At 67.3% G+C, this 5,275-nt stretch carries 4 protein-coding genes; all 4 read left to right on the top strand.

Going from position 1 to position 5,275, the window contains the following annotated elements; all coding sequences use genetic code 11:
* Positions 1-236 precede the first annotated feature (236 nt).
* Genes V3B25_RS22270 through V3B25_RS22255 form a run of 4 tightly spaced genes read left to right on the top strand, consistent with a single transcriptional unit; the run spans position 237 to position 5,083 of the window.
* Entirely contained in the window at positions 237-2,513 is a 2,277-nt protein-coding gene (locus tag V3B25_RS22270) for a methyl-accepting chemotaxis protein (RefSeq protein WP_329811559.1), read from the top strand.
* Positions 2,514-2,550: 37 nt separating this feature from the next.
* A complete protein-coding gene (locus V3B25_RS22265) occupies positions 2,551-3,420 on the top strand; it encodes a CheR family methyltransferase (protein WP_049424622.1) in 870 nt (289 codons plus the stop codon).
* Complete coding sequence (cheD, locus tag V3B25_RS22260) at positions 3,417-4,013, top strand: chemoreceptor glutamine deamidase CheD (protein WP_008264676.1); 597 nt, start codon at positions 3,417-3,419, stop codon at positions 4,011-4,013. The genes V3B25_RS22265 and cheD overlap by 4 nt, the downstream gene beginning before the upstream one ends.
* On the top strand, positions 4,010-5,083 hold the full coding sequence (locus V3B25_RS22255) for a chemotaxis response regulator protein-glutamate methylesterase (protein ID WP_134950757.1): 1,074 nt from the start codon (positions 4,010-4,012) through the stop codon (positions 5,081-5,083). Before cheD ends, V3B25_RS22255 begins: the two co-directional genes overlap by 4 nt.
* The last annotated feature ends 192 nt before the right edge of the window (positions 5,084-5,275 follow it).

The raw sequence follows: 5,275 nt of genomic DNA, 5'->3' as shown, positions 1-5,275 counted from the left end.
ACCCAGCCTCCCACTGAAAATTCAGAGCCGACCAACCGCTGTTGCTGTTGCTGTTGCTGTTGCTTCAAAAGCCTGCCGCAGGCAGCGCCGCAGCCGCCGCCGCCGCAAGGAAACCTGAATACGTTCGGACACCGCACCTCAATCCCCCGCCCCCGCGGCCGATAACGGGGTTGTCACCGCTTGTCCCGCTGTGACCGGCACGGCGCCGCCCGCCCGCTTCGACCTGGTCCTGCTCGATGAATCTCATGCATCGCTGGCAACACTACTTCAGCAACCTCTCCGTCCGGCGCAAGCTCAACCTGCTGACGCTGCTCATCGCGCTTGGCGTGATCGCGCTCTCGGTGATCGCCGCCCGCATGCAGTACCTCGACCTGACCGAGACCCGCAAGACCGCGCTGAAGACCCAGGTCGAACTCAGCTACGGCATCCTCCAGCACTACCATCGCCTGGCCGGTACCGGCGAGCTCAGCGAGGACGCTGCCAAGGCCGCTGCCCTGCAGGCGCTGGAAGTGATGCGCGCCGATAATGATGCCTACTATTTCAACATCTACGACACCGGCTACCGCCTGCTGATGCACCCGTTCCGCAAGGACCTGGTCGGCAAGGACATGAAGGATTTCCGCACCGACGACGGCGTGCGCATCTACTACGACCAGGTGGAAGCAGCCAAGGCCGGTGGCGGCTTCGTCAACTACCGCTGGGCCAAGCCCGGCAGCAAGGGCGAGGTCGAGAAGGTGGCTTACGCCGGCCTGTTCGCGCCCTGGAACTGGGTGGTCAGCAGTGGCGTCTACATGGACGACGTGCAGAAGCAGGCACTGGTGTTCACCGCCATCATGGCCGTCTCCGGTGGCGTGCTGGTACTGATCGTGCTGGCCCTGAGCTGGCTCATCGGCAACCGCATCGCCGTACCGCTGAAGCAGGCAACGGCCGTCGCCGAGGGTATCGCCCGCGGCAAGCTGGACAGCCACATCGGCCCGCAGCCGCATGACGAGACCGGCCGCCTGCTGGACGCCATGTCCGGCATGCAGCAGCAGCTGCACGCGGTGATCAGCGGCCAGCGCGAGATGGCGCGTCGCCACGACGGCGGCGAACTGAGCTACCGCATCGATGCCAGCGCCTTCCCCGGCGAGTACGGGCTGATGGTGCAGGAAACCAATGCTCTGGTCGGCGGCCACGTGCAGACCCTGCACGATGTGCTGGACGTGGTGCAGCAGTACGCGGTGGGCGATCTGAGCCGCGACGTCGCGCGCTACCCCGGCGAGAAGGCCGCGATGACCACCACCGTCGACACGGTCAAGGCCAACCTCGGCCGCATCAACGCCGAGATCAAGCAGCTGGCCAGTGCCGCCGCCGCAGGCGACTTCAGCCGCCGTGGCGACGCGCAGCGCTTCGATCACGATTTCCGCCTGATGCTGGAAAACCTCAACGCAATGATGGCGGTCAGCGATGACAACCTCGGCAAGCTCTCGCAGCTGCTGTCGGCCATCGCCGAAGGCGACCTGACCGCGCGCATGCACGGCGACTACCAGGGCGTGTTCGCACGCATGCGGGACGACGCCAACACCACCGTCACCCAGCTGACCCAGATCGTCGGCCAGATCCAGGCCAGCGCGTCCAGCATCACCCTCGCCGCCGGCGAGATCGCCTCGGGCAACAGTGACCTGTCGCGCCGCACCGAGCAGCAGGCCGCCAATCTGGAAGAAACCGCCGCGTCGATGGAGGAACTGACCTCCACCGTGCGCCAGAACGCCGAACACGCCCGCCAGGCCAACCAGCTTGCCATCGGCGCGCATGGCGTCGCCTCGCAGGGCGGTGAAGTGGTCGGCCAGGTGGTCACCACCATGTCGGCCATCGAAGCCTCGTCGAAGAAGATCGCCGAGATCATCTCGGTCATCGACGGCATCGCCTTCCAGACCAACATCCTGGCGCTGAACGCTGCAGTGGAAGCTGCCCGCGCAGGTGAACAGGGCCGTGGCTTCGCCGTGGTCGCCAGCGAAGTGCGCACCCTCGCCCAGCGCTCGGCTGCGGCCGCCAAGGAGATCAAGGGCCTGATCGACGACTCCGTCGGCAAGGTCGCCGAAGGCTCCAGCCTGGTGCACCAGGCCGGCAGCACCATGGGCGAGATCGTCGCCTCGGTGCAGCGCGTGACCGACATCATGGCCGAGATCTCCGCAGCGTCGCAGGAACAGAGTGCCGGCATCGAGCAGGTCAACCAGACCGTGGTGCAGATGGACGAGACCACCCAGCAGAATGCTGCGCTGGTGGAAGAAGCCACCGCCGCCGCACGTGCGATGGAAGAACAGGCTGGCCAGCTGGCCGACGCCGTGGCGATCTTCCGCCTGGACAACCAGGTCTCGGCCGCGATGAAGGCAGTGGCCGCGCGTGTCGAGCCGGTGCATGTTGCCGCCGCCGTGGCGCGTCCGCGGCCGGCTCCGACGCCAGCACCGGTTCGCCGCACCGGCAGCAACGCCAGTACCTTCGTCGCCAGCGACAGCGACTGGCAGGAATTCTGAGACCCACCCGCGGCGGCTTCGGCCGCCGCCTCTGCCGATGGACACGTCCCCCGTGCAAAGTCCTACTCCCATCGTCACCGGCCCACGCGAATTCGAGTTCGCCGACCGTGATTTCCGCCGCGTCTGCGACCTGATCTACCAGCGCGTGGGCATTGCCCTCGCCCCGGCAAAGCGCGACATGGTGTACGGCCGCCTGTCGCGCCGCCTGCGCACGCTGGGCATGCGCAGCTTCCAGCAGTACCTGGACCATCTGGAGCAGGAAGACGGCGACGAGTGGCAAGCGTTCACCAACGCCCTGACCACCAACCTGACCTCGTTCTTCCGTGAGCCGCACCACTTCGACAAGCTGCGCGAGGAGCTGCAGCAGCGCTCCAGCCGCGCGCCGCTGCTGCTGTGGTCGTGCGCCGCCTCCACCGGCGAAGAGCCCTACTCGATGGCGATCACCGCCTGCGAAGCCTTCGGCACCCTGAAGCCACCGGTACGCATCATCGCCACCGACGTCGATACCCAGGTGCTGGCCACGGCCGGCCGTGGCGTCTACAACATCGACCGCGTCACCAGCCTCGATCCGGATCTGCGCCGCCGCTACTTCCAGCGCGGCAGCGGCCCCAACGAGGGCCAGTGCCGCGTGTTGCCGGCGCTGCGCGAGTTGATCGAGTTCCGCCCATTGAACCTGCTCGCTCCGCGCTACGACGTCGGCGGCCCGTTCGACGCGCTGTTCTGCCGCAACGTGATGATCTACTTCGACAAGCCAACCCAGCGCGCGATCCTGGGCCGGCTGGTGCAGCACCTGTCCGACGACGGCCTGCTCTACACCGGCCACTCGGAGAACTACCTGCATGCCGCCGACCTGATCCAGCCCTGCGGACGCACCCTGTACCGCCGTGCGGCAAAGGCAGGCGCATGAACGCATCGCTGCGCACCGATGATGTGATGCGTTACCAGGACGCGCGCTTCAAGACCATTGCGGCCAAGCTGCTGCCGACCCAGTACCTGGTGGTCGATGACACCACTGCGCTGACCACCACGCTGGGTTCCTGCGTGGCGGCCTGCCTGCGCGACCCTGTGCTGAAGATCGGCGGCATGAACCACTTCCTGCTGCCCGAAGGCAACGCCGGCGACGGCGCACCCGCGCGCTACGGCAGCTATGCGATGGAACTGCTGATCAACGACATGCTCAAGCGCGGCGCACACCGCAAGCGCATCGAAGCCAAGGTGTTCGGTGGTGCCAACGTGCTGAAGGGTTTCACCAGCAACCCGGTCGGCACCCGCAACGCCGAGTTCGTGCGCCAGTACCTGCAGGCCGAGCACATCCCGATCATCGCCGAGGACCTGTGCGGCATTCATCCGCGCAAGATCTGGTTCTTCGCCGATACCGGCCGCGTGGTGGTGCAGCGCCTGCCGCACGCACACGAAGCCGAAGTGGCCGCGACCGAATCGGCCGTGCGTGCACGCCTGTCCAAGGCCCCGGTCACCGGTGGCGTGGAGCTGTTCGAATGACCCTGACCGGCAACGCCCCCTGCCGGGTCCTGATCGTCGACGACTCCGCCGTCGTGCGCCAGATGCTCACGGAAATCCTGTCCAGCGATCCCGCCATTGACGTGGTCGGCACCGCCGCCGACCCGCTGCTGGCGCGCGAGAAGATCAAGCGCCTGGCCCCGGACGTGATCACCCTGGACGTGGAAATGCCGCGCATGGACGGCTTGGCGTTCCTGGAAAACCTGATGCGCCTGCACCCGCTGCCGGTGGTGATGATCTCCTCGCTGACCGAACGCGGCGCCGACACCACCCTGCAGGCACTGGCGTTGGGTGCTGTGGATTTCGTCTCCAAGCCGAAACTGGACGTGGCGCGCGGCCTGCAGGGCTACGCCGACGAGATCATCGCCAAGGTCAAGATGGCGGCGCGCTCACGGGTGCGCCCGCTGGTGCGTGCGGCCGCTCCGAAACTCCTGCTGGAAGCAGCTCCTGCAATGCGGCCAGCTGCACCGCAGTTCCGCACCACCGACCGGCTGATCGCGATCGGCTCATCGGCCGGTGGCACCGAAGCGCTGCGTGTGGTGCTGGAAGGCATGCCCGCCGACGGCCCGGCCGTGGTGATGACCCAGCACCTGCCGGCCAGCTTCAGCAGCGCCTTCGCCGAACGCCTGGACCGGCACTCGGCGATGGCCGTGCGCGAGGCCAGCGACGGCGAAGCCGTGCTGCCGGGCCACGCCTACCTGCCACCGGGTGGCAAGCACCTGCGGATCATCCGCGACGGTGCGCGCTGGCGTTGCCGGGTCGACGACGGCCCGGCCGTGAACCGGCACAAGCCCGCGGTGGATGTGCTGTTCCGCTCGGTCGCGCAGAACGCCGGCGGCAACGCCATCGGTGCCATTCTCACCGGCATGGGCGATGACGGTGCGCGCGGCCTGCTGGAGATGCGCCAGGCCGGCGCACCGACACTGGTGCAGGACGAGGCCACCAGCGTGGTCTGGGGCATGCCCGGTGCCGCGTTCAAGCTCGGCGCCGCCGAGGAACAGGTGCCGCTGGAACGGATTGCGGAACGGTTGCTGGCGCTCGCGCGCGGCTGATTGCGCGCCCCGGCTCAAGGACTCCGCTTGCAGTAGATCCACGCCATGCGTGGATGCCGTTGTAGAGTCGAGATCCTATGTTCGTGGTCAAGCCTGCTGGAAGCAGGCTTGACCCACCTTCAGCATGGCCGGATCGAAGTCCCGGCCGCTTTTGAAGACACCCCAGGCGATCCTGGCCAGCTTTCTGGCCAG

It is taken from the genome of Stenotrophomonas sp. SMYL8 (assembly GCF_036320065.1).
Classification (GTDB): Bacteria; Pseudomonadota; Gammaproteobacteria; order Xanthomonadales; family Xanthomonadaceae; genus Stenotrophomonas; species Stenotrophomonas maltophilia_A.
This window is presented reverse-complemented; position numbering and strand designations above follow the sequence as displayed.

What these genes read in the sequence shown, in the direction of transcription:
- V3B25_RS22270 (WP_329811559.1), top strand. Translation starts at nt 237, where the DNA reads ATGAATCTCATGCATCGCTGGCAACACTACTTCAGCAACCTCTCCGTC.
- V3B25_RS22265 (WP_049424622.1), top strand. Translation starts at nt 2,551, where the DNA reads ATGGACACGTCCCCCGTGCAAAGTCCTACTCCCATCGTCACCGGCCCA.
- cheD (WP_008264676.1), top strand. Translation starts at nt 3,417, where the DNA reads ATGAACGCATCGCTGCGCACCGATGATGTGATGCGTTACCAGGACGCG.
- V3B25_RS22255 (WP_134950757.1), top strand. Translation starts at nt 4,010, where the DNA reads ATGACCCTGACCGGCAACGCCCCCTGCCGGGTCCTGATCGTCGACGAC.